20 protein-coding genes and 1 other RNA gene are annotated in these 25617 nt (G+C 39.9%); 16 read left to right on the top strand and 5 right to left on the bottom strand.

Features of this window, described 5'->3' with window-relative positions:
• Window positions 1–4 precede the first annotated feature (4 nt).
• From Q4534_RS02915 to Q4534_RS02960, 10 genes are all read left to right on the top strand, one after another.
• Complete coding sequence (locus Q4534_RS02915) at window positions 5–1984, top strand: hypothetical protein (RefSeq protein WP_303611676.1); 1980 nt, start codon at window positions 5–7, stop codon at window positions 1982–1984.
• An 836-nt stretch (window positions 1985–2820) separates the two neighbouring features.
• Window positions 2821–3339 carry a hypothetical protein gene (locus tag Q4534_RS02920; protein ID WP_303611677.1) on the top strand — a complete coding sequence of 173 codons (519 nt, stop codon included), beginning with the start codon at window positions 2821–2823 and terminating at the stop codon, window positions 3337–3339.
• Between the two features lie 12 nt (window positions 3340–3351).
• Window positions 3352–3999 carry a hypothetical protein gene (locus Q4534_RS02925; RefSeq protein ID WP_303611678.1) on the top strand — a complete coding sequence of 216 codons (648 nt, stop codon included), beginning with the start codon at window positions 3352–3354 and terminating at the stop codon, window positions 3997–3999.
• 306 nt (window positions 4000–4305) lie between these two features.
• Window positions 4306–4524 carry a hypothetical protein gene (locus tag Q4534_RS02930; protein WP_303611679.1) on the top strand — a complete coding sequence of 73 codons (219 nt, stop codon included), beginning with the start codon at window positions 4306–4308 and terminating at the stop codon, window positions 4522–4524.
• 130 nt (window positions 4525–4654) lie between these two features.
• Window positions 4655–5650, top strand: a complete 996-nt coding sequence (locus Q4534_RS02935; protein WP_303611680.1) for a polysaccharide deacetylase family protein — start codon at window positions 4655–4657, stop codon at window positions 5648–5650.
• A gap of 59 nt (window positions 5651–5709) precedes the next feature.
• On the top strand, window positions 5710–7977 hold the full coding sequence (locus tag Q4534_RS02940) for a regulator (RefSeq protein WP_303611681.1): 2268 nt from the start codon (window positions 5710–5712) through the stop codon (window positions 7975–7977).
• Window positions 7978–9180: 1203 nt separating this feature from the next.
• Window positions 9181–9528 carry a type II toxin-antitoxin system HigB family toxin gene (locus tag Q4534_RS02945; RefSeq protein WP_303611682.1) on the top strand — a complete coding sequence of 116 codons (348 nt, stop codon included), beginning with the start codon at window positions 9181–9183 and terminating at the stop codon, window positions 9526–9528.
• Entirely contained in the window at window positions 9506–9880 is a 375-nt protein-coding gene (locus Q4534_RS02950; RefSeq protein ID WP_303611683.1) for a type II toxin-antitoxin system HigA family antitoxin, read from the top strand. The genes Q4534_RS02945 and Q4534_RS02950 overlap by 23 nt, the downstream gene beginning before the upstream one ends.
• A gap of 366 nt (window positions 9881–10246) precedes the next feature.
• Window positions 10247–10546: a type II toxin-antitoxin system HigB family toxin gene (locus tag Q4534_RS02955; protein WP_303611684.1), complete on the top strand. Its 300-nt coding sequence runs from the start codon at window positions 10247–10249 to the stop codon at window positions 10544–10546.
• Window positions 10546–10899 carry a type II toxin-antitoxin system HigA family antitoxin gene (locus Q4534_RS02960; RefSeq protein WP_407933566.1) on the top strand — a complete coding sequence of 118 codons (354 nt, stop codon included), beginning with the start codon at window positions 10546–10548 and terminating at the stop codon, window positions 10897–10899. Before Q4534_RS02955 ends, Q4534_RS02960 begins: the two co-directional genes overlap by 1 nt.
• 364 nt (window positions 10900–11263) lie before the next feature.
• Here Q4534_RS02960 and Q4534_RS02965 read toward each other — a convergent pair whose 3' ends face one another.
• Window positions 11264–11458 carry a hypothetical protein gene (locus Q4534_RS02965; RefSeq protein WP_303611685.1) on the bottom strand — a complete coding sequence of 65 codons (195 nt, stop codon included), beginning with the start codon at window positions 11456–11458 and terminating at the stop codon, window positions 11264–11266.
• A gap of 126 nt (window positions 11459–11584) precedes the next feature.
• On the opposite strand from Q4534_RS02965, the gene Q4534_RS02970 reads away from it, so the two are divergent.
• Window positions 11585–11830: an AbrB/MazE/SpoVT family DNA-binding domain-containing protein gene (locus Q4534_RS02970; protein WP_303611686.1), complete on the top strand. Its 246-nt coding sequence runs from the start codon at window positions 11585–11587 to the stop codon at window positions 11828–11830.
• Entirely contained in the window at window positions 11821–12144 is a 324-nt protein-coding gene (locus Q4534_RS02975) for a type II toxin-antitoxin system PemK/MazF family toxin (RefSeq protein WP_303611687.1), read from the top strand. The genes Q4534_RS02970 and Q4534_RS02975 overlap by 10 nt, the downstream gene beginning before the upstream one ends.
• Before the next feature lie 656 nt (window positions 12145–12800).
• On the opposite strand, the gene Q4534_RS02980 is transcribed toward Q4534_RS02975, so the two are convergent.
• The 3 genes from Q4534_RS02980 to Q4534_RS02990 all read right to left on the bottom strand — a co-directional run bounded on the left by Q4534_RS02980 (window position 12801) and on the right by Q4534_RS02990 (window position 17514).
• Window positions 12801–14324: a sulfatase gene (locus Q4534_RS02980; protein WP_303611688.1), complete on the bottom strand. Its 1524-nt coding sequence runs from the start codon at window positions 14322–14324 to the stop codon at window positions 12801–12803.
• 242 nt (window positions 14325–14566) lie between these two features.
• Window positions 14567–15637, bottom strand: coding sequence for a glycoside hydrolase family protein (locus tag Q4534_RS02985; RefSeq protein WP_303611689.1), 1071 nt, complete (start codon window positions 15635–15637; stop codon window positions 14567–14569).
• 1718 nt (window positions 15638–17355) lie between these two features.
• Entirely contained in the window at window positions 17356–17514 is a 159-nt protein-coding gene (locus Q4534_RS02990; RefSeq protein ID WP_303611690.1) for a hypothetical protein, read from the bottom strand.
• Window positions 17515–17614: 100 nt separating this feature from the next.
• Here Q4534_RS02990 and Q4534_RS02995 point away from each other — a divergent pair, with 100 nt between their 5' ends.
• Complete coding sequence (locus Q4534_RS02995; protein ID WP_303611691.1) at window positions 17615–19759, top strand: right-handed parallel beta-helix repeat-containing protein; 2145 nt, start codon at window positions 17615–17617, stop codon at window positions 19757–19759.
• A 427-nt stretch (window positions 19760–20186) separates the two neighbouring features.
• Here the strand turns inward: Q4534_RS02995 and ssrA are convergent.
• Window positions 20187–20591, bottom strand: a transfer-messenger RNA (tmRNA) gene (gene ssrA / locus Q4534_RS03000).
• A gap of 733 nt (window positions 20592–21324) precedes the next feature.
• Between ssrA and Q4534_RS03005 the strand changes: the two genes are divergently transcribed.
• The 3 genes from Q4534_RS03005 to Q4534_RS03015 all read left to right on the top strand — a co-directional run bounded on the left by Q4534_RS03005 (window position 21325) and on the right by Q4534_RS03015 (window position 25367).
• Complete coding sequence (locus Q4534_RS03005) at window positions 21325–22743, top strand: DASS family sodium-coupled anion symporter (RefSeq protein ID WP_303611692.1); 1419 nt, start codon at window positions 21325–21327, stop codon at window positions 22741–22743.
• Between the two features lie 13 nt (window positions 22744–22756).
• Complete coding sequence (locus Q4534_RS03010) at window positions 22757–23641, top strand: serine hydrolase (protein WP_303611693.1); 885 nt, start codon at window positions 22757–22759, stop codon at window positions 23639–23641.
• Between the two features lie 175 nt (window positions 23642–23816).
• Window positions 23817–25367 (top strand): SulP family inorganic anion transporter, encoded by a 1551-nt coding sequence (locus Q4534_RS03015; protein WP_303611694.1) that lies wholly within the window; start codon window positions 23817–23819, stop codon window positions 25365–25367.
• Window positions 25368–25617 lie beyond the last annotated feature (250 nt).

Here is a 25617-nt window from a genome sequence, read left to right on the forward strand (position 1 = left end):
AAAAATGAGAAAGCTACTTCTCTGTGTCATTATTTGTCTCATCTCAGCAAATATTAAAGCACAGAAATGCAAAGACTTTTCAGCATTGTATGGGACAGTCATTAAAGAATTTCCCCAAGCTTCCTTTGATAAGCCAACAAAGGAAAGGCTGCTATTCGACCGCATAGCTTACAACCTTATTTCTGATAAATACTTCTTAACCATTAGCAAAAAGAGTTTCACTGAGCTGAGTAAAAAAGACCTTGAAAAACTTAAAAAGAAGCTGTTCAAATGTACTAATGTTGATGGATGCTGGCAGTTGAGGGATTATTTGTACCAATTTTTCCTCTTTTCAAACCTAGAAGCTGCAAAAAATCATGTCAGAGAAATCAGTTCCCAAAGAATTCAGCTTAAAGAAACTTTATCACAACTAAATAATGGTGCTAGTTTTAATGGACTTATTCAACAAGAAGCATCGGTCAATGACAATTTTGGTCTATTGACAACATTGGAAGTCCAGGGAGTTTTAGATTTAATCAATTCTAAAAAAGGGGCAGCGGCAGATAATGACCTGTTGTTGAAGAAAAATCATATCGGCAATTTGCCGGAGACCTTCAAATCTCTCGCTGAACTAAATAACTTCAAATACGAGAATCGTCAACTTTATCAGCATGCAAGCTCAAGCGTTCAAACAGAACTGAATGCAATGATTGAAAATAAAAGAGAAAAAATTCTTCAAACGCTTTCCGCTGCTGAAAAGAATAAGCTTGAAAATATAAGCTTTAATATTAGGGATATAGCCCAAGTAAATGGCGTTTTTGATAACCTGAAGGCCAGCTATAGCCAATATGAAAATTACAATTCCGTTGAATCTTTGTATGCAGTCTATAGAAAGAAAAAAGCTGACTTAATCTCAAACAATGCCTATGAAATAGCCAAAAAAGCCGAAGGGTTTTATACAATAAAGGAACTCGAGAACCTTTCCAAAACCTATATCGCAAACACTAGCTCAACTTTAAACATCGAAAAGCTCAAAGAATACATTGCTTCCAGAAAAGAGGCGATTGAGAAATATTTACGTGAAAAAGAAGAAGAACGACAACGCATCGCTTTAAGAAAAGAAAATAAATTCAAAGAAAATAAAAAGCTTATTTCATCCTTAAGAGAAGAAGCAGAGAAAGTATACAATACTAAAATCCCCACTTTCGAAGAACTACATTATATTTTGCAAGAATACTTGGACCTCATCAATGAAGACAATAAAAAATATAGCGAGAGTGAAGCCAGCCAGTTTATTCGTGTAGTAGAGAAAATGGAGTATTGGAGAGAGGATGACGATAATATTTCAACCCTGGAAAGATTCAAAGATCGCAATGGTTTTTCTATAATTGCCAGTGCTTTGACGATAAAAAAAACGAATTCCGATGTAGAATTCCGTATGCCAAATGCACCGAAAGAAATTATCGCCTTGTTTCAGTTGGAATTAGTTACTGATTTTAGGAATGCTTGGAAAACAGCAAAAGACCCATTTGAGTCACCGAAACCTTACAATCGCTATGTCAATAGTGGGAGAACAATGTATTCCTATTTTGTTAAGGACGATGGAACATTAATCGCTAGAGCGGAATATAACTCGGATGCAGGCGGTACAATATTGGCTGAACGTGAGGATGCCAATACCTTACAAGTTTCCTCATTTTCAAACATGACAGATGTTAAAATAGAAAAAGGTCAAACCATTAATTTTCAAGCTTCCGGCACCATTAGGGTGGGGATATTAACGACAAAACCTGATGGAATTGATGGCTGGAGATCTTTCAATATTGTCCCTTCATTTCGCCATGGGATGCTCATGGGTAAGATAGGAGAGGATGGGAAATGGTTTCAAATAGGACGCCGAAAGACCATAAAAGCCCAAGAATCCGGCTTTCTCTACTTGAGAATGAATGAAAGGGATGTTTCCAATAATAGTGGACATTTTACGGTAAGGTATACCCTGGAATAAGTTGAAAAGATAAATACTTGTCCAGTACCTTGAGGGCTTCAATAATAGTAACCATGGCTGTCATTCCCACGGAAATGGGGATATAACCCATCCTGATTTTGGCGGTATTGTTGCCCTTTTCCGCAACAATGCTGACAAAATCAAAACGCCTATATTTTACCGAAAAACCCACATAAAATTCTATGACAACACCAAGCCCCACCGCGGCGTAATATATCAGCCAAGGGTGTCAGCCCTTGGAATGAAATGATCAATCCATCCTGATTTTGGCGGTATTGTTGCTTTTTTCTGCAACAATGCTGACAAAATCTCAACGTCTACTCCTTACCAAAAACGCACATTAAGTCCTAATACCTACCGCAGCCCTGCCGGGGCGTAATATATTAGCCAAGGGTGTCAGCCCTTGGAATGGGAGATTATACCCATCTTAATTTTGGCGGTATTGTTGCCTTTTTCTGCAACAATGCTGACAAAATCTCAACGGAACTATCTTTATGGGAACCACACATTGATCTTTACGCCATCCGAAAACCCCTTTAGGGGTGATAGGATTATAGCCAGTGGCCTCAGCCACCGGATTTGTGAAAATAAATGTCATCGATTTTGGCGGCATTGTTGCCTTTTTACCGCAACAATGCTGACAAAATCTTCTCGTTGGAAAACTTTTAATCCTCTTTATCCGCAAAAACTTCCGGAATTAAGTCAACTTAATTAATTTACAAGAGGATTTTTGGTGATCGCTTAAATATTGGCTTGTAATAGGGGCAATCTAAAAAGGCAACATAAAATATTAAATCTTTTGATACATTTTTTAACCAAACTAAAGCACAATAATAATGGCAACAGATGAAACTAGAATTGAAGACAGTGTGTGGGGCAGGTTATTGCCATGGGTATTAACAATTGCATGTTTGGTGATATTATACATTATCGGTGTTTTTTTAATTGAGAACATTGAATGGTACAAACAGACAGTATTTGCCATAGAAATAGACGGAATTCAAGAACCAACTTATAGGATTCATGCTTACCATATCCATATGAGCATGATTAAAAGGTCCGTGGGCTTGTTTTCCGGTTTTGCCATTATGTTTTTAGGCTTAGGCGTTGCGTTTTATAGTTTGAGAAACAAAACCGACCTACAATTGACTTCAAATATTTGGTCTTTAAATTTAGCCACAATGTCCCCCGGTATACTGGCTTTGGTAATGGGGACCGTTCTTATAATGTATACCATTGGAAGCAAAGATGATTTTGCTCCTTATCCTATAATCTATAAAACTGTCAATGATTCTACACTCAATCAAGATGACAACAATGCCGATACTTTAAAAGTAGTAACCTCACCTTTTTAATATTTCAAAACCATGAAAAACTTAGTGCTTTTATTTTTTATCTGTGTAAGCTTCAAGTGCCTTTCCCAAAATAATACAGAATTACTAACAACTGTAAAAGTGTTGACACAGCTAAGTGAATCAGCGCAGCGAGAAGGTAATAAATCCTCAGTCCTGATTTACCAGAATACTTTTTATCATATTTGGGAGGCCAATGCAAACCTTCATGGTTCTGACACCTTCCAAAAAGCATTTCAGTTTTTTGACACCGTCAAAAAAAACAATCATTCGGCCATAAAAGAACAATGCTTTTCTTTGAATGGGAAGCTTCCTGGAGGAATTGAAGTATTACCGAAAATTGTTGTAGTGGATACACCATCCGGCGGATGGGCCAACAATGAGATTCCTTCTCTGTTCTTAGAAAATTTCGACAAAGGACTTATTTCTTCTTCTGATATAGAATATTTCACAAGCCTTAACTCCATTCATAATGCGGGAAATAATGAGCAGGATTACCTGCAAAAAAATAAAATTCTTCAGGATGCAATTTTACTCAGGGATAAGCAGAATAGGCTCAATAGTAATTTGAAAAAAAGCGAACTTAAGCCGTATGATAAATTGATCAAATCCATTGAGGAAATCGAAAAATCAGAAATAGAACTTAACCATTTTAGGCCATAAGAATTTTTCCTGACTGTAATGGTACAGGATAAGGGAAAGAGGGGCTGGAGATAACCAAGTGTTTGGTGGCATTTGGCTATTGCTATTGTTTTCTGGTGATCTATGATCAAATGGGAAGATTTTTAAATGCCATCTAAAATTTGCCGTTAGCAGAATGGCATCAGGTTAGAAAATTCTACCGGAGTATAAGCTTAAACAACTACTCCAAAACACCAAATGGGGACTTCAGAAGTACCCCTGTGGTCTTTTTTCACTCTGATTTACTGACAGGGAACTGCTTCAGCACACCAAAAACTGACAAGGCTAATGGACAAAACCGGAACTTTAATGGTTTTTAGTGCAATCTCCAGTGGCTTTGGACAAAAAAATAGGGTGCAGTATCAAAGCTTTCAACTGCACCCTTCAATAATTTTTGGGCAACATAAGCAACTTTTTAACCCGGATTTTGTATTAGGATTTCCCGAGTTTATGGGAAGGGTTGCCATCCCAAGAAAATCAGTCTTTTTGGAGACTGAGGCCTCGTAGGGGATTTATTAAATGCTTTCCCATAGAGTGTTTTTTATTCCATAATCAACCCTGTATCCAAAATACCCCACATTCCACTTCCCCCAACTAGTCATAAACACTTCTTTTTGAGTAGTAAAAAGAAAAAGTTATGCAAATCAAGATATTTTATAGCCTCTTTCTGGCATCGCTATTAATGGTAAGTTCCTGTGGTCAAAAAAATACTTCTGCTGAAGTACAAGAAACCGAGACCAAAACCCCGGCCAATTGGGCAGAAAGACTGGGTTACCCGGAAGGGAAGAAAGTCATTATGCTGCATGCAGATGACATTGGCATGAGCCCCGAAGCCAATACCGCTGCCAAAGCAATGCTGATGGCCGGAGACATACAGTCCGCCGCTGCCATGCCTCCCTGTCCTAATTTTGAAGAGATCATTGCCTGGGCCATTGAGCATCCTGAAATAGACCTTGGCTTGCACCTTGCTTTGACCAGTGAGTGGAAAACCTGGCGTTGGCCTTCTGTGGCTCCGGCGGAGGAAGTACCCGGGCTTATTGATGATGAAGGGATGTTATGGCGCTCTGTAGAAGAGGTGGTTGCCCATGCTTCTGCAGAAGAAGTGGCCACAGAAGTTAGGGCTCAGATTGAAAAATCCCTTGCCCTAGGTTACCGTCCCGATCATATTGACACCCATATGGGCACCTTGTATGGAGATCCCAAATATGCCATTGTCTACCTAAAAATGGCCATTGAATACGGTATTCCGGCCAATGCCATTGACCTTTCAAACCCTGAAGTATTGGAGATTTTTAGACAAGGAGGTTACCCCATTACCGATGAGGTGGTTGATTTTATGGCTACATACACCTTGCCTAAGCTGGACTTTTTTACCAGTGCTCCCAAGGCAGATACCTATGAGGAAAAAAAGGAAGCCTTTAAGCATTTGATCAGGTCACTCAAACCGGGATTAACAGAAATCATTTTTCATCCCTCCGCAGATACTGAACAGTTGAAAACCATCACCGGCTCCTGGCAACAAAGGATTTGGGAAGCGGAAATGTTCGCTGATCCGGACATGAAGCAGTTCTTCGAAGAAGAAGGCATTATTTTCACCGACTGGAAAGAAATCATGGAGCGCTTTAATTCTTAATCCCAATTACGATTCCCAATTGTGCGTATCCCCGCCATTTTCAATACAAGTACCAAAACATGAACACGATTATTAAAATCAATACCCTAAGCCTATTGATGGCCTTTATGGCCATGGGCTGTGGGAAATCTACTGAGGCGGACATTACTAAAGAAGGGCAGTCGGCAAGCCATACCGATACAGCCTTTGTACAGGAATACCATAAAGGTTTTGTGGTTCATAAAGATATGCCCGCCGCCAATGATGTGCGTGCCATTCATCTTGCTCCTGATCAAAACGTATGGATTGCTACAGGGCATGGTGTTTACAGAAAGCCTAAAACAGGTGCCGATTGGGAACAAATGCTTCCTGAAGAAAATGTAGGGCCGGCTTATGACCTGGATTCAGAAGCTTCAGGCAAGGTTTGGCTGGCTTCATGGGATGGGGTTTACGCATTGGAGAATGATGCACTGGTGCAAGTTCCCGGACCAAAACCTCCTATCGCTAAGGTACTCAGTACCGCCGAAGGTGTCTATGCATTTGGACCTTATGGGATTTGGCTGTACAGCGAGAATGAATGGAAGTCCAAGGATTTTACCAATGCCAGGAGCATTCGCACCGTACTTACGGACAAGAATGCCGGACTTTGGCTTGGAACCGATATAGGATTGTACCATTGCAATGAAGAGCAAACATCAGCCTATCAGAAAAATGAAGACCTGATCAGTGCTTACGTCAAGGGCTTGGATTTTGATGATGAGGGGAACCTTTGGGTTGGAGGGCTTGGAGGAGTAACCATCAGAAAAGGAGATAAGGTCATTGATAAAAAAGAACCTTCCAATGGCATTACTAATGTAAATGTAAATGTGGTGAAGAAAGCGCCTGACGGCAAAATGTGGGTAGGAACTGATTATGGGATTACCCGCTTTCAGCCGGGAGAAAATGATTATTCCGTCCGCTTAAGCAAGCGTTGGTTACGGGCGGATGAGGTAAGAGACATTGATTTTGATGCCAATGGAAATGCCTGGGTAGCGACTTCAGATGGCGTGAGTCTTATTGGAAGAAAAGAAATGACTTTGGCCGAAAAGGCAGATTATTTCTATGGTCAGTTGATTTCAAGACATGTTAGGGAACCCGGAATTGTCGCAAGGTTTAAGCTGGAAGTGCCGGGAGATACGAGTAGCATAGTGCCTGATGACGACGACAATGACGGGGAATATACGGCCATGTATTTGGCCATGGAATCTTTTCGTTATGCGGTCACCGGTAGTGAGGAAGCCAAAGTAAGGGCCAAGAAAGCCTTTGACTTTTTGCACCTTTTGCGTGAAGTCACCGGTAGAGAAGGCTTTTTTGCTAGGACAGTGGTTCCGGTAGACTGGGACAGGCCCATGCACGACATGAACAGGACTTATACCGACAGGGAATTGGCAGAAGCAATTGTCAACAATCCACGGACTAAACCTGTAGAAGTTCGTTGGCATCCATCAGAGGATGGGAAATGGTTATGGAAGGGAGATACCAGCAGTGATGAATTTGCGGGACATTTTTTTGGGTATTACTGGTATTATTTTCTCGTGGCCGATGAGGCCGAGAAACAAAGAATAGCAGCCCATGTGGAACAAATAATGGATCACTTGTTGAGGAATGATTTCTATCTGGTAGGCGTAGATGGCAAGCCCGCAAAATGGGGTGTATGGTCGCCTAAAAGCCTGAATGATGATCCTGAATGGTCACCGGAGAAACCCTTGAATTCGCTGGAGATACTGTCATTTCTCAAGTTTGCCCACGCGATTACCGGCAAAGCAGCTTATCAGGAAGCCTATATAAAGTTAATCAAAGAAGAGGGGTATTTGGAAAATGCCAAGCAATTGTATACCACCAATCCGGCTTTTGAGACCTATTTTGACATATACATGGCCCTTTACACTTACCCTGCACTTATTAACCTGGAAGAAGATGCTGAGTTAAAGGCCGAATACCGCAAGCATTTGGATCAATGGTTTGCTAAATTCAAAGATACCCGAAGTCCCTTGCTAAATCTCACCTACAATCTTTTGACGGGAGGAGCTGACGAACTGGAAGCTTCTATTTTCTTTTTGCAGGATGCTCCCCTGAGTTTGGTAGATTGGCGCATAGACAATGGCAAGAGAGAAGACCTACAATTGGTGAGGTCTCCGATTTTGGAAGAGATTCAGGTAAATGAATTAAGGCCGCCCAGTGAATACCGCACCATGCGTTGGGACAACAATCCCTATTTGGCTGTTTCCGGCAATCCCTCAGAGGAGAAAGAACCGGTTTACTGGCTTTTGCCCTATTGGATGGGCAAGTATCAGGGACTAATCAAGTAACCAATTTTGCCGTCATGGTTTCCATTTTCTCCACACCAATGCTAGCAAAATTTCTTCTTTTATTCTTCATCGAAGTTGCATATATGGCTCTATGAAAGCACCAAAGCCCGGTAGGGGAGATATGATTTCAGCCACTAGGTTAGTGAAAGAACGCCAATTGATTTTGTTAGGCTTGCCTATTACTAAATTCACATAGTAACATTTAATCCAATCAAAAACCCCTTTAGGGGTGATAAGATGATAGCAAGTGGCATCAGCCACTGGAATAGATATATGTAATGCAATCCATTTTGGAGGCAATGTTGCTTTTTTTTCTGCAACAATGCTGACAAAATAATAACGTCTATATTTTACCGAAAAACGCACATAAAATCCTAAGACAACACCAAGCCCTAAAGGGGCGCAATACCACAGCCAAGGGTGTCAGCCCTTGGTAAGGAAGATTATACCCATCTCAACAAAAATTCCTTTACCGAAACCACCCATTAATCTTTACGCCAACCGAAAACCCCTTTAGGGGTGACATGATTATAGCCGGTGGCCCTAGCCACCGGATTAGTGATTAAAACACCAATTGATTTTGGCGGTATTGTTGCCTTTTTTTCGCAACAATGCTGACAAAATCACAACGTCAATATTTTACCGAAAAACGCACATAAAATCCTAAGACAACACCAAGCCCTAAAGGGGCGCAATACCACAGCCAAGGGTGTCAGCCCTTGGAATAAAATGATCCACCCATCTTGATTTTGGCGATAATGTTGCCATTTTCTGCAACAATACTGACAAAATCACAACGGTACAGCATTTTACCGAAGCTACCCATTAATCTTTACGCCAAACGAAAACCCCTTTAGGGGTGATATTTTTGTAGCCGGTGGCCCTAGCCACCGGATTAAATAATGATCAATCCATCTTGATTTTGGCGGTATTGTTGCCCTTTTTCTGCAACAATGCTGACAAAATCACAATGTCTATATTTTACCAAAAAATGCACGTAAAATTCTAAGACAACACCAAGCGCTAAATGGGCGCAATATCTCAGCCAAGGGTGTAAGCCCTTGGTAAGGAAGATTATACCCATCTTGATTTTGGCGGTATTGTTGCTGTTTTTTGCAACAATACTGACAAAATCTTTTTAGCATGAAAAGAGAAGGTTAAAAATATTTTTCTATTGGAAAGAAGCACTAAAATGAACCCAATATGGGAACATTTGTTATATTTGTATTGTTTATGAGGGTGATTGCTGTAAATACAATACGAGAATATTGGGAAAAGTATCCAAATACTGAACAAGCTCTTAAATCTTGGTTACAAGAAGTAGAACAGTCTTCTTGGGAAACACCTCAAGATTTAAAGGTGAAATACAGAAATGCATCAATAATAACTGGGAAGAGAACTGTCTTCAATATTAATGGCAATAAATTTAGACTAATTGTAGACATTGAATATCGCTTGAAAATTGTATTTGTTGTATGGTTTGGTAATCATGCGGAATATGATTTAATAAATTCAAAAACTGTGACATATGTTAAAGCCAATAAAGACTAACAAAGATCATGACAATTATCTTGCTCGTGCATATGAGCTGATGCAAATGGACTTAAAGCCAAATTCCAAAGAATCGGATGAATTGGAGGTCTTAAGTATCCTTATAGAGGCCTATGAAAAAACAAAGTATCCCATTGAATCTCCAAATCCAATCGAAGCCATATTGTTTAGAATTGATCAATTGGGAATGTCCAAAAGTGAACTTAGTAAATTACTTGGGTCCAGAAGTAGAGCGAGTGAAATTTTGAAGGGAAAGCGTAAATTGAGTATTACGATGATCCGGAAGCTCAATCAAGAGCTGGGAATTTCAGCTCAAACACTAATTCAAGACTATGAAATGCTTGATGATTGAGTTCAGGTCGTATTCTTGCCTTTTTCCTCAAAAATACTGACAAAATAATAACGTCTATATTTAACCAAAAAACGCACATAAAATCCTAAGACAATACCAAGCCCTAAAGGGGCGCAATATCTCAGCCAAGGGTGTCAGCCCTTGGTAAGGAAGATTATACCCATCTTGATTTTGGCGGTACTGTGGCCATTTTTTCTGCAACAATGCCGACCAAATTTCTTTTGTTATTTTAGTTGAGAGTAGAGGGAGAAGATGAAAAGCGCACTTTCTATGTAGATTGTATTACATTGGAAAACAGGTGTCTAACAATTGGATAGTTAAATATCCCAAATTGGGATATTTAACTATCTTTTATATATTTGTAGAATGAGAATCATCGCGTTCAGAACGATAAGAGCGTTTTTCGAAAAACCAGAATATGCTGATTCTGAGATTTCCTTGAAAGCTTGGTATTACGATGTTAAAACTGCAGATTGGAAAAACTCAAATGAATTAAAAAAACAATATAGTAACGCAAGTATTGTTGGTGATGGAAGAGTAGTTTTTAATATTAAAGGCAATGATTACAGATTGGTAGTTGCAATTGATTATGAATTCCAAGTGATTTTCATAAGATTTATTGGGACACATAAGCAGTATGATAAAATTGATGCAAAAACGATTTGATGATGGAAATACGTCCAATTAAAACAGAACAAGATTATGATTTGGCTATAGGCAGGATTGAAGAATTGTGGGGAGCAAAAAAAGACACTCCAGAAGGTGACGAGCTCGATTTATTGGTGACTTTAATTGAGTCTTACGAAATGAAATATTTCCCTATTGCTCCACCTGATCCAATTGACGCCATTAAATTTCGTATGGAGCAAATGGGAATGACAAATTCGGATATGGTGAAATATTTGGGCAGTCAAAGTAGAGTTAGTGAGGTGCTTAATAAAAAAAGAAAGTTGACCTTAGGAATGATTAAATCTCTTTATAAGGAGTTAAAAATACCAGCAGAGATATTACTAACTTAATATACCCCGAGAAATCTATTTTTCTAATTTTTTTTTTCTGGTAAATTTTCCAGTACCCGAAGAAGCCTGAAAGGCTTCAACACTATTAACCCTGTGGTGCCAACCCACGGAAGCCTGAATAAACTGCTAATCGGTTGTGACGGTATTGTTGCCATTTTCCTGCAACAATGCTGACAAAATCACAGCAATATATTTCTTTACCGAAATTAGACATCAACCTTAACGAAAACCGAAAACCCCTTTAGGGGTGAAATGATTATAGCCAGTGGCATCAGCCACTGGAATAGATATGTAATGCAATCGATTTTGGCGGTATTGTTGCCTTTTTTTCGCAACAATGCTGACAAAATCACAACGTCTATATTTAACCAAAAAACGCATATACAATCCTAAGACAATACCAAGCCCTAAAGGGGCGCAAAACCACAGCCAAGGGTGTAAGCCCTTGGGTTAAAATGATCCACCCATCTTGATTTTGGCGGTATTGTTGCCATTTTCCTGCAACAATGCTGACAAAATCTCCATGATGTAGAAATTGACCATGTATTCTAAATTTCACCTGACTGGAAAACTATTATGTTAACCCTATTTTTAATCCCTTGAATTTACAGCCTAGCGGTTTAAATAGAATTTGGGATATTAACTCGGAAGTGATAACTTTGTAATTACATAAAGTCTTAAGAAAATGGAAATATCAGTGGTGAAAATAGGTAATTCTAAGGGGATTAGACTTAGTAAAACGCTTATAGAGCGCTATAATATTAAAGATAGGATGGACTTAATTCTTGAAGAAGATCAAATTGTCTTGAGGCCATTGGCAACTCCCAGAAAAGGTTGGGAAAAGGCATTTAAAGAAATGAATGAAAATGGGGACGATGAACTTTTGATTAATGATGTCTTTGAAGAGGACAATCTAGAGGAATGGGAATAGAACAATATCAGATCGTCTTAGTGAATCTAGACCCTACCATTGGGAGTGAAATTAAAAAGATCAGGCCTTGTGTTATTGTCTCTCCAAATGAAATGAATAAATACCTCAGAACCCTAGTTGTGGCTCCTATGACAACGCACTCCAAAAACTATCCCACCAGAATTGAGGTAAAGCATGATAACAAAATTGGCTGGATTGTAGTTGACCAAATTAGAACAATTGATAAGGGAAGGATTGTAAGGCCTTTAGGTCGATTATCAAAACCAGAGATAAAAGAACTAAAAGCCATTATTAAAGAGACTTTTGTGGACTAATAGCAAACCAAACCAAGCCTAACAAAGTTAAAAATGGATAAAACTTCATTTTATCTTAAAAATTTTTTATCCGTGGCAGTTCATGTTTCGGTGGATTGTCACAGCTAGATACATTACTAGACCGTTAATGTCTGCTGACATTTTTTAAGTTATACATTCCATGGACACAGAGGATAATGCCAATGCTAACATAAATATGATTTTCTGAGATGATTTTGATTAGACCATTGCAAATGGCCTTTTAATATGACTTTTCTAAAGTTCATAGCTATTGATATAAAGGTGTAATTATAAATTACACCTAGTCGGAATGCAATTTCCCAAAATTGATGTCAAGGTGAATTTTACAATTTCCGAAGAAGCCTGAAAGGCTTCAACACAAACAACCGTGTGGTGTCAACCCACGGAAACCTGAATAAAATGCCAATCGGTTTTGGCGGTATTGTTGCTTTTTTTTCGCAACAATGCTGACAAAATCACAACGGAACAGCCTTTTGCTGAAACTACCCATTAATCTATACGCCAAACGAAAACCCCTTTAGGGGTGATATTTTTGTAGCCGGTGGCCCTAGCCACCGGATTAAATTATGACCAATCCATCTTGATTTTGGCGGTATTGTTGCTTTTTTTTTCGCAACAATGCTGACAAAATCTCCTTAACGCAGACTTTTTACCTGATCAGGATAGGGTACGAATTGCCCGGTAGCGTTTATTGTTGGCATTTGTGCTTTGGTCTCTTTCAATAATATCGTCATCAATTCAGCCATTTCTTTGGTTTTAGTCTTATTGGTCTTGCTTAGCTCTGTGGATTCACTGATATCATCTCTTAAGTTAAACAATTCAAATTTTTGATCCACATGGTAGTAGATCAGCTTCCAGTTTCCCTTTCTGACGACACTGTAAGGTGGGGTGTAATAGGTGTTAGGGAAGTGCCAAAGTAGTGGTCTGTCCCCAGAATTAGAACCCTCCCCTTTTAAAAGAGGAACAAAGCTTTGGCCATCTATACTTTTATTTGCCAAGCTATTAAGTCCTGCCATTTCTAAAAAGGTTGGAAAAATATCCTCGATGATAATACAATCATCTGAAACTGTTCCCGGATTGGTCACACCTGGCCACTTGACCAATACGGGGACCCTGATTCCTCCTTCATATGGGCCTAATTTATGTCCTCTCAAAGGAAGGTTTTGAGGTGCCTGCGGATGGGGACCATTGTCAGACATAAAAACAACAATCGTATTGTCATTCACACCGAGTTTTTCCAGGTGATTCATAATGTCTCCCAAGGATTTGTCAATGCCCTCAATCATTGACGCGTAGGTAGCCTCCTGTTCGTTTAGCCCCTGATCTATATAATTTTGGTAATAGCGGTCATCTTTTTCCCTAGGAGGATGATTGGCATAATGTGATAGGTACAGGTAAAAAGGTTTGTTGTCCTTCACTGCCTTTGAAACTGCTTTTAGTCCTTCTCTGGTCAGTGCTTCAGTTAGGTAAATGGCTTCGCCATGATAAGCTTCCAGGCCGGGTAAATCCAATAAAGGGTTGCCCCGACCTTTCCAAGCTCCGCTAAAGTTATGTGTACCCAGGTAGCTCCCAGGGCCACCTGCTGCATTTCCACCAATGTTTAAGTCAAAACCCAAGTTTAATGGGTTCTCTCCTGGCGTGCCTAATGCCCCAAAATGTGCTTTCCCCACATGAATGGTCCTATAATCATTTTGACTCAATAGCAGCGGTAAGTTCTCGGCATAAAAGAAGGTATGAGGAATATTAGGGACAGGGCTCAGGCCATTTAGGTTCCAATCGGGGGATTTTACCACCTCGTGATCACTATCAGGTGATACGTCTTTTTTTAAGGTCCAGTTGGTAACCTTATGTCTGGCAGCATTTATTCCCGTCATTAAACTTATCCTAGAAGGAGTACAGACTGCACTGGCATAAGCTTGTGTGAATTTCATTCCCTCTCGGGCCAATCTCTCCATATTGGGAGTTTGATACCTTTCGTTGAGTGCAGTGACTTCTTTATAAAATGGTACCGAAGTATCTTGCCATCCCATGTCACCTACAAAGAAGAAAACGATATTAGGTTGTTTTTTCTTTTTAGGAATTCCCGATCCATGTACTGCGCCTAAAGACACTACAAATAGAAAGCCCAATAGGATAAATTTTACAGGTAGTTTTATCATTATTCTATAGCTATTTGGTTGGCATAATAAGTATATGCATATTTTGGCCTTTCCTTCATGCCATGAAAGGTGCTGATTTTAGTATGGACACGCATCCAATGCTCATTTACCATTTTAGCCTTTTGAACTGGGCAAGGTTTCGATACTGGATAAAATTAAGATTTCACTAAATTCAATGGATCCGTACTACCAATATAGTATAGAAAAGTTAACTATTCCGATTCAACGTTCTTAAATACATTTTAATATTGAGCATTTTCTTTTACAGGAATGGTTACAATAAAGGATTCGTTTCCCACCTTGCAGGCCAGTCCCAATACCTTCACTATTCCTTGTTCTTGATACACAAAAGGCCTTTCCATCCTGTCGGGCTTGATGTCTTCCCCTCGCAGGGTAGGGATGGCTTTGGTCATAATCTCAAAATCTTCCGTTTTTTCCCAATGAATACCATCCGTAGAGCTTACCAGACCTATAAAAGTATGGGAATGAAAAATCCCATAGTATTTCTCTCTTGTTTGGTCATACCATAAAGACATGTCTTCAGTATCCATATAATCGATTACAGGCTTTGGTTGAATGATGAAAGGTCCCTTGGGGCTATCAGCTATGGCCATGGCTTGATTGCGTACAAAATTTTCATCATTAGGCTTGTCTCCTTTGATAATTAGGTAATACCTTCCGTCCTTTCCCTGATCAACTGCAGGATTTACCGTTAAAGTACTTATTGGGCCTGATGGCTCAATCAACGGCTTGTCAGATCGCTCCCAAGGGCCATCAAGACTTTCAGCAACTGCAACACCGGTTCTTTGGTTTGGGCGTAGGATTTTCCAGTTGGGATGACTATAGCCAGTTGTACTGGTTTCTTGGAGTTCTTTGTCGGAATAGCTGTCGTCTTCGCCCATATTGGTGGAGATATAGTACAAATAATATTTCCCATTAAAGTTTTTGATTTTTGGGTTATGTGCTGTTATGGCATCCCAATGACCCTTTCCTCGCCCTTTTAAGACTGTTTCCTTATATTTCCACGGCCCGCTTGGCTTGTCTGAAACTGCATGGGCTATTTCTGAGTAAATCAACCATCCGGTGAATTGGCTGGACTTTGGCCATCTGGAGTAAAACAGGTGATACTGTCCATCCTCACCCTTTAGAATGGAACCTCCCCAATTAAAGTAATCCTCAGAAATAAAAATATTATCTTCTGAAATGGCTTGGAGTTGATCTTTGATCTTCTGATTAGTTTGCGCCTTTGAGGCTTGAAAAAAGAATAAAAAGAGTATAAAGAGAGCTAGAGGTTTTTTGCTGGAACTCATCATTATTTTTTAAATATTTATTTTGAAGCAATAATGTTAAATTTTATTTAAGCTTTATCTATCGATCATCGATTCAAAAAGCTGGATTGCATAAGGGGCAGTATGCTTGGATAAATAGGAGAGCGAGAGGTACGAATTAGTAAGCCTTATATCAGCAGGTTCTATAACTGCTTAGGTATGAATTTTTGCTTTCTTCCCTTTTCCCTTGGCAGGTGCAAGATATGATTTTTGGTTTTCTTCTGCTACATAAAATTAATGCAAAACAATTTAATTTTGGATTTAGTCCAATTAATACAATACAAGATTATGATGCTGCAATAAGTAGGATTGCAGAATTACCAAAATCGTACACCAAGTCCTATGATTACACCAAGCCCTAAAAGGGCGCAATATCTCAGCCAAGGGTGTCAGCCCTTGGGATAAAATGATCCACTCATCTTGGTTTTGGCGGTATTGTTGCCTTTTTTTTGCAACAATGCTGACAAAATCTCAACGGTACAGCCTTTTACCGAAACTACCCATTAATCTTTACGCCAAAGGAAAACCCCTTTAGGGGTGAAATGATTATAGCCGGTGGCCCTAGTTACCGGATTAAATAATGATCCACCCATCTTCCTCATGATCGTTGTTTTCTTTTGGTAATGAATTGACCTTATAATCTGAATTTTACGGGGACGGGGTGATTTCTCTGAATATCCACTGTTTATTTTTTTCTTGATAAAAAAACGAACCAAAAAAATCAAGGCTGTCAAATCTTATTTCAAATGATGGACAAGGTGTATGGAAAATATTTCATTTACATTACCATCATTTGATTTTTTGTACAGAATTCCAGGCTAAAAATGAGTGGATCTCCCAATTGGAGCTAACTCATTTTTTTAACGCTTTCCATCCTGCACCAAAAACCATAAGCTTTGAAGGCCGGAAATGTCTGGAATAACATGCTGTCGTAATGTATAAGTCTATCCAACTATCAACTCACTGAATGAACCTAAATTTCTCAACCTATTGAACCCGAAATATGCAATAGACAATCTATTACGTGCTGAAATCGCTTCAAAATCAGCCACTTCGTTGCTGTTTTCAATTTCACCATAGCGGTGCTATGCTAAAATATCAAAACAGCCTGATTTTCTTGCGATTGCAACACTCATTACGAATCCTATTACATAATCCGGGTTTATTCTCTACCGAAACTACCCATTAATCTTTACGCCAAACGAAAACCTCTTTAGGGGTGAAATGATTATAGCCGGTGGCCTCAGCCACCGGATTAAATTATGATTAACCCATCTTGGTTTTGGCGGCATTGTTGCCTTTTTTTCGCAACAATACTGACAAAATCACAACGTCTATATTTTACCAAAAAACGCAAATCAAATTTTAAGACAACACCAAGCCCTAAAAGGGCGCAATATTTCAGCCAAGGGTGTCAGCCCTTGGGATAAAATGACCCATCCATCTTGATTTTGGCGGCATTGTTGCCATTTTCTGCAACAATGCTGACAAAATCACAACGGCTATATTTTACCAAAAAATGCACATAAAATTCTAAGACAACACCAAGCCCTAAAAGGGCGCAATATTTCAGCCAAGGGTGTCAGCCCTTGGGATAAAATGATCCACCCATCTTGATTTTGGCGGCATTGTTGCCTTTTTTTTCGCAACAATACTGACAAAATCACAACGGTATAGCCTTTTACCAAAGCTACCCATTAATCTTAACGCCAACCGAAAACCCCTTTAGGAGTGATAGGATTATAGCCAGTGGCTTCAGCCACCGGATTAGTGAAATAGATGATATCGATTTTGGCGGTATTGTTGCCATTTTTCTGCAACAATGCTGACAAAATCTCCACCGAAGTTAACCTAGTAGACATGACTCCTCACCCATATGCCTCCTGAATTCCAATGAAAATCCCCCCTTGATGGAAATGTTTGTCCTATAATTGTAAATTGGCTTACCAAAGGAAAAAAACAATGAATTATATAAAAATTAGTAGTGCTATTGGGATTTTATTGTTTTTGTTTATTCAATTTAATCCCAACGCCTTTGCATCGGCAAGCCAAATTAATAAAAACGAGCTCACGATTTATGTAGCCCCAAATGGAGACGATAAGAACGAGGGCACAATGGACCAACCATTGGCAAGTCTTATTGGCGCTCGTGATTGGATTAGAAATCACAAAAAGAATACTGGGTTTACCGGTCCGGTTACCGTGCTGATACGTGGAGGAGAATACCAGATGTCAGCTCCCTTTGAATTGTACCCTCAAGATGGAGGCTCGGAAGAAGCTCCCGTGGTGTATAAGGCCTATCAAGATGAAAAACCAATATTCAGCGGTGGTAAAAAACTAATCGGATTTAAAGCAAATGCCCAAGGTGTATGGGAACTGGATGTGCCGGAAAGTCGCCTTTATAAATGGCGATTTGACCAGTTGTATGTCAACGGGAAAAGGGCAACTTTGGCACGTACCCCCAATGAAGATTTTATGCACATAAGCGCAGTGAAGCAAAATGATTGGATCAAAGGTGCCGGCAGGGTGGTACAAAAAGCCGAGCAGGTGCTTTCGTTTGACGAAGAAAACTTTGCCCATTTGGAAGGGATTACCGATCAGGAACTAGGGAATGTTCGTTTCAGAACCTACCACAAGTGGGATTTCACCATGCGCCACATTGATAAATTGGACAGAGACAGTGCCCGCGTGTTTACTTCCGGTAAAGGAATGAAACCTTGGAACCCCATTAAGGAGGGAGGTAGGATTGTATTTGAAAATTTTGCTGCCGCTTTGGATGCAGCAGGAGAGTGGTTTTTAAATCCTGAAGGCACTTTGTATTATATTCCTCGTCCCGGAGAGCAACCCGAGAATGCGGAAGTATTTGCACCCGTGCTGGAAAACTTGGTATTGGTAAAAGGAGATGCTGCCAATGGGAAGCCCGTTGAGCATGTCCGATTTGAAGGTCTTTCTTTTATGCATTGCCATTATGCGGTTCCTCCCACCGGTTCTGAGCCCAATCAGGCGGCTGCTTTAATCAATGCGGCAGTGATGCTAGAAGGTGCAAACCATGTTGATTTTGTAAATTGTGAAATTTCTAAAACTGGACAACACGCCTTGTGGTATGGCAAGGCCTGCCATAATTCTACGGTTGAACGCAGTTATTTATATGATTTGGGTGGAGGAGGAATTTACCTTGGAGACTTCCGACCCCAAAAAGGTGAAAACCATACTTCCCATATAAAACTGCACAATAATATCCTGCAGACCGGAGGTTTGGAATATCCTTCCGCAGTAGGCGTATGGGTAGGCCATAGTTCTGACAATGAAATCAGCCACAACGATATAGGTAATTTTTATTATACCGGAATTTCAGTTGGCTGGGTTTGGGGATATGGCGAAAGCAACGCCAAAAGGAATAAGGTAGTTAACAATCATATCCACCATATTGGTTGGACCCTGCTTAGTGATATGGCAGCGGTTTATACCCTGGGTAAATCAGAAGGAACAGTCATCAGTAATAATATTGTTCATCATGTACATGCCTACTCCTATGGTGGTTGGGGCTTGTATACAGATGAAGGTTCCTCTGATATTGTAATGGAAAATAACCTGGTTTACAGTACCAAAACCGGCGGTTTTCATCAACATTACGGAGCAAACAATACCATTCGAAATAATATTTTTGCCTATGCTAAAATGTACCAAGCCCAATGTACACGGGTGGAAGAGCACAGGTCTTTTGATTTTATGAACAATATTATCGTCTTCGATGAAGGCGTTGTGTTGCAAGGTGCCTGGGAAAAGATTGACATTGCCATGGATCATAATATGTATTGGAATACGGGAGGAGAGGAGTACGATTTTAACGGTAAAAGCTTTTCAGAATGGCAAAAATTCGGGCATGACCAACACAGTCTTATTTTAGATCCGCGATTTAAAGATCCTAAAAACTTCAACTTCGAATTCAGAAGCAAAAAAGCCATTAAGCGCATAGACTTTAAACCATTTGACCTTGATGAAAGTGGGGTATATGGTGATGAGGCATGGAAAGAAAAAGCCAAGCTGCCTTCAGGGATATTGGAAGCATTTGATGAACAGGTAAAGGAGAATATGGAAAAGGAATAGGAAAACATTTGATCCCATCAGGAAAGGTGACGTTTATTTGGTCAAGCAGCATCCTCCATTAGATAGCCACAGAAAAAGCAGATCAGGACCCCCCCCCCTTTCTCCCCCTTTTGGGGATTTTGTCACATTGGGAGTCAACGGATACGGTATACCCGTTCGCTTTCTCAGCCCGATGAATTTAAATCCAATCAACATAAAATTCGCATTTCAGCAACTCCCCCTTCAAGGGGGCAGGGGGATTTATACGGGAAAGTAATTCTATTTCAACTTGATATTTTAGAATGTTTGCGTCAGAATTCCCTCCCGACTTTGGTCTGGACAAGCTCTTTTTTTTGATTGGGGGATTTTGTTATTTCTAAGATTGTTTAGTGGCAGTAATAATAAAAAAAAAAGCCCTGACTACCTTCTAAAGTAATCAGGGCTTTTTTTGTGGAGCTGGCGGGAGTCGAACCCGCGTCCAGATAGGGAAACACCGTACCGTCTACATGCTTAGTCAACTATTGAATTGTCGACCGAAAACCGCTGGTTGACACACCTACTTTCGGCTTATCTGCTGATCTTAGCCCTGCTTAGCAGCATCACAGAGAGCAGCACTGTCAAGTCGACACCCCAAATCCATCCGGACAGCGCAACGGATGGTGGGATGTGGCCGGGGAGCATCTATCGAAGCTCAACCCTTTAAGCATTATCTATTCCCCTAAGGGTAAGATTAGGCAGCCATGGCGTAATTATCTTCGCCAATTAGGATTTGTATGAATCTTTCAAGGCCGTACATACTCCAGCCTGCATGCGAGCCCAATCTTCACTCCTACTGTCAAAACCGGTCAGCCCCATTTGAATTAAGTTGACAAAACTAACACAAATTTGGTTCCAAAACCTAAAAATTTTTAATTCGCCTACTATCCCTTAACTAGCCATGCTATGTTTTGCCTTAAAACTTAACCATAATAATCAAGTGCTCTTCAGCTTAGCTGTGACTTTAGGTGTAAGGCGATGGAAACGGAAAGCCCAAAACGAAGATTCTGATCCATGACCTAAATTTCTTCCCTAACTAAATTGTAAAAAAAAGGCCATGGAGTCGTAGCCATGGCCTTTGAAATAAAAAGATGAAAAAATGATTTTATCAGAAGTGTTTTTAAGGCTGTTAATTTTTTTATCACTCCTGTTTTATTGAATATTTTATAGCATATACGAAGACACCCTGCTGTTTGGATTTTTCTTGCCTGTTTTTTTAAAATATTTTTATTTCAATCGGTAATTTACTAGGGTTTATTAATATTGGAATACTTCAATGGTAGGATAATGTGCCTATGCGGTACAGCTGTCGTTAGGCACTATAAAAAGTTTCATTGCACTATTATTCCAAATTTAATGGTATTACTGTACCTTTCTAAAAAGGGACTATCTCCTTTTGAGAGATTTGTCTTGATTTTTTGTACCTAATCATTTATGTATTCCATATTTCAGCTTAAATTGCTTCGTGGTTGCTCCGAATCCAGTAGGATATTTCGATCACTCGCTCGCTAGGGGGCTAACCTTGTTTTTCCATAAATTTCTAATTGTTCATGTTTGAAGCTGATTCTAGAAGTGGTGCCAGAAATCTATACAAGAAGCTAAAGTTGAATTGGATTTTTAGTACTTCCACCTTTGTAGGAAATTTCCTGATAGCACTTTTAATCAGCTATTTTTTTAGCAAGATAGGATACGATGCTCCCGTCAATTTTGTATTTTTTATCAGTATTTTGGCCATAGGCTTATGGATATCTGAAGCCTTGCCTCCTTTTGCCGTAGGGATCTTTATTATTGCCACCCTCTTACTTGGATTTAGCACAGATTTCTTTTTTGATAAAACCATGCCTCCGGAACTCTATGTGAGTACTTGGACAAGCAATGTGATTTGGCTTTTACTCGGTGGCTTTTTTTTAGCAAAAGCCATGAGTTTGGTAGAACTTGATCGACAGCTTTTTCAGTTTACGGTCAATAAATTTGGTCATAAACCGGAAGGTTTGCTCCTTGGTATGATGATGACAACTGCCATTGCCAGTATGATCATGTCCAATACTGCAACCACAGCCATGATGATTTCTTCGATTTTACCTCTGGTCCGGATAATTGGAAAAAACTCACCCTATGGTAAAGCTTTATTGACAGCAATACCGGCTGCAGCTTCTGTAGGAGGGGTTGGTACAATCATTGGAAGCACGCCCAATGCTATTGCAGTAGGCGCTTTACAAGAGAAAGGGGTAAATATCACTTTTATTGATTGGATGGTGGTAGGCTTTCCTACCGGACTGATATTGGTTTGGCTTTTTTGGAAATTCCTATGCAAAACCAGAGACTTTTCATCGGTAACACTTGACCTATCACTCCTTCCCAAAGGCAAAGGTAAGGTCAGGCCTTTTGAAAAGAATGCCGTTATATTCACTTTATCGTTTACTGTCTTGATGTGGTTAACAGAGCCATTGCATGGCATACCTGTTGCTGCCACCTCTGCCATTCCCATCGTATTGCTCACCATGACCCAAGTCATCCATTCTGAACATGTACGAAGCCTGCCTTGGGATACCCTGATGTTAGTGGCTGGAGGACTCGCCCTTGGCATTGCGCTGGTAGAAGTGGGGCTGGCCGAAATTGTCATGGTGAAAATCAACGCCTTGCCATTGCCAAGGGTTTTTATCGCCATTATCTTTTGTTTGGTGGCAGTTTTACTTTCCAACGTAATGAGCAATACAGCAGCAGCCTCAATTTTGGTTCCTCTTAGTTTGGCCTTACCGGGAATTTACGGAATTGCCGGACCTGTAATGGTTGCGATAAGTTGTTCTTGTTCTTTATTACTTCCCGTGTCCACGCCGGCAAATGCCATTGCCTTTGCTACAGGCTTGGTGGAACAGAAAGACTTCCGTACTGGTGGCCTGTTCTTTATATTTCTGGGGCCAATATTGGCTTTTTTAGCGGTAATGGCCTGGGTTCTTTTCTTACTCTAACAGACCTATTCCTATGAAATTTTACCTGCTAATTCCCTTATTTCTTCTATTATCTTGCAATAATGCAAAAGAAAAACAAAGCTTGTCTAAGCTGGACCAAGAAATTAGAAAGCTAATAAATAAAACAGAAGGGGATTTTGCCCTAGCTTTCAGGTTATTGGATGGTGGTGGAAATGGATTGTTTCTCAATGAAAAAGAATCGTTTCATGCAGCAAGCACCATGAAAACCCCGGTTATGATAGCCTTGTTTGAGCAGGAAGCAGCAGGTAAGTTTTCTTTGAAGGATTCAATCTTGATTCGAAATTCTTTTAAAAGTATTCTTGATGGAAGCCTTTACAAAATGGACTTGGGGGTAGATAGCCAAGAGGCCTTGTATAAGCGAATAGGTGAGAATGCAAGCCTATATGAGTTGATGTATGAGATGATTGTTCGAAGTAGCAATTTGGCCACCAATATCCTGATAGAAAAGGTGGGAGCGGCAAATGTTACGCAATTGATGCGTGAATTAGGGGCTGATGATATTCAGGTGCTTAGAGGTGTAGAGGATCTCAAAGCCTATGATGCAGGGCTAAGCAATACCACTACTGCCCTAGATATGATGCTTATCATGGAAGCCATTGCCAGGCACAAGGTAGCCGGGTCCCAAAATATGATGCATATCCTTTCGGACCAGCATTTCAATGATTTAATCCCTAAATATTTGCCAAAAGAAGTCAAAGTAGCGCATAAAACAGGCTCCATTACTGGGGTGCAGCATGACGCTGCCATATTAGAGCTTCCCGAAGGCAAGCGGTACGTATTGGTTATTTTAACTAAAAACCTTGCAGATGAGGAAGTTGGTAAAGAGAGTATTGCCAGAATTAGCCAATTGATTTATAATTATGTTAAGGGCTTGTAGATAAACAGGCTATTTCGCTTACATTCAGTTTATTCCCTCTCTAAAAGACCAAATAATATTTTAATTAAATATATTTTTAATATCTTTGCGCCTTATTTCCTCTATGGGAATCACCCAAAATCCTAATTTTTTAAATTAATCAATTTATTAATTTCATCATCAATTTTACAGACCTATGACTCAGGCCTTTTACAACTTATTCAGACCAAAGGAAGCCAATATCAAAGATGAAGTGCTTTCAGGCTTAACTGTTGCCCTGGCTTTGGTGCCCGAAGCAGTAGCATTTTCTTTGATTGCAGGGGTAAGCCCGTTGATAGGCTTGTATACTGCTTTTATCATTGGTTTGATTACCTCTATTTTAGGTGGTAGACCGGGGATGATCTCAGGAGCTACCGGAGCCATAGCTGTGGTAGTGGTGGCTTTGGTGATTGATCATGGGGTGGAATACCTTTTCGCCGCTGTGGTCTTAATGGGGCTGATCCAGATTTTAGTAGGGGTGTTGAAATTGGGGAAATTGATTCGCTTGGTGCCTCATCCTGTGATGTTTGGTTTTGTGAATGGTTTGGCAATCATCATCTTTACGGCTCAGTTTGCACAGTTCAAGACAGTAAATGCGCAAGGGGTTACAGAATGGATGACTGGTACTCCGCTTTACCTTATGTTGGGATTGGTGCTTGTAACCATGATTATCATCAAATACCTTCCTAAGCTAACGAAAGTAATTCCTTCGGCTTTGGCAGCCATACTAGTGGTTACGCTGATTGTGATTTTTGGTGGGTTAGACACTAGGACTGTAGGGGACATGGCCTCTATTTCAGGTGGTTTGCCACAATTTCACATTCCATTGGTGTCTTTGTCTATGGAGACCTTCTGGATCATTTTACCTTATTCTGCGATAATGGCCGGCGTTGGGTTGATTGAAAGTTTACTTACTTTAACCCTTGTAGATGAGATTACGGAGACAAGAGGAAGCGGAAATAAGGAATGTATCGCGCAGGGAGTAGCAAATGTTACCACAGGATTTTTTGGTGGAATGGGAGGATGTGCCATGATCGGTCAATCCCTTATCAATGTGAATGCAGGAGGAAGAAACCGACTTTCGGGGATTGTGGCAGCGCTTGGTCTACTTACCTTTATTTTATTCTTTTCTTCGTATATAGAAATGGTGCCTATGGCAGCACTTGTCGGGCTAATGTTTATGGTGGCCATTGGGACTTTTGAATGGGCCTCTTTAAGGGTATTTAGAAAAGTGCCTAAATCAGATGTACTGGTTATGATTTTGGTAACACTGGTAACTGTATTCTTGCACAACCTTGCTTTGGCTGTATTGATAGGTGTGATCATTGCGGCATTGGTTTTTGCTTGGAAAAATTCTAAAATGATTCGAGCCAGAAAACGTATGGACGATAATGGTGTCAAGCATTATGAAATTTTCGGTCCTTTGTTTTTTGCCTCAGTAACCGCTTTTGGTGAGAAATTCGACCCTCTGAATGACCCTGATGAAATCATTATAGATTTTGAAGAGAGTAGGATCGTGGATCATTCCGGTTTGGAAGCTGTACATAAAGTGACAGAACGATACAATAAATTGGGGAAAACTGTTTATGTGAGACATTTAGACTCATCGAGTAAAGCATTGTTGCACAAGGCGAGTTCCATAATCCATGTAAATTATAAAGAGGATGATCCTAATTTTATGCATGCCGATGAAAAAGTGCTGAAATAGCATAAAGAATAAGCTAAAATTATTGATCCGGATTGATTCACTCAGTCCGGATTTTTTTGTTTAAGGCCAATTGCTTTATGGTACTTTGCAGATTTATGTGGCTGTGATAGGTTTTTCATAGTTCACTTCAGTATTTATTTGGAGATTTTCTTGCGATTGCAACAGTCCTTGAGAAAGTTCAGGAAATCCATTTGCGTAATCCGGGTTAATTCTTTTTCTCAAAACAATGAGACGGTGGGTTTTTGTATGA

The organism is Cyclobacterium sp. 1_MG-2023, from assembly GCF_030546805.1.
Taxonomy (GTDB): Bacteria; Bacteroidota; Bacteroidia; order Cytophagales; family Cyclobacteriaceae; genus Cyclobacterium.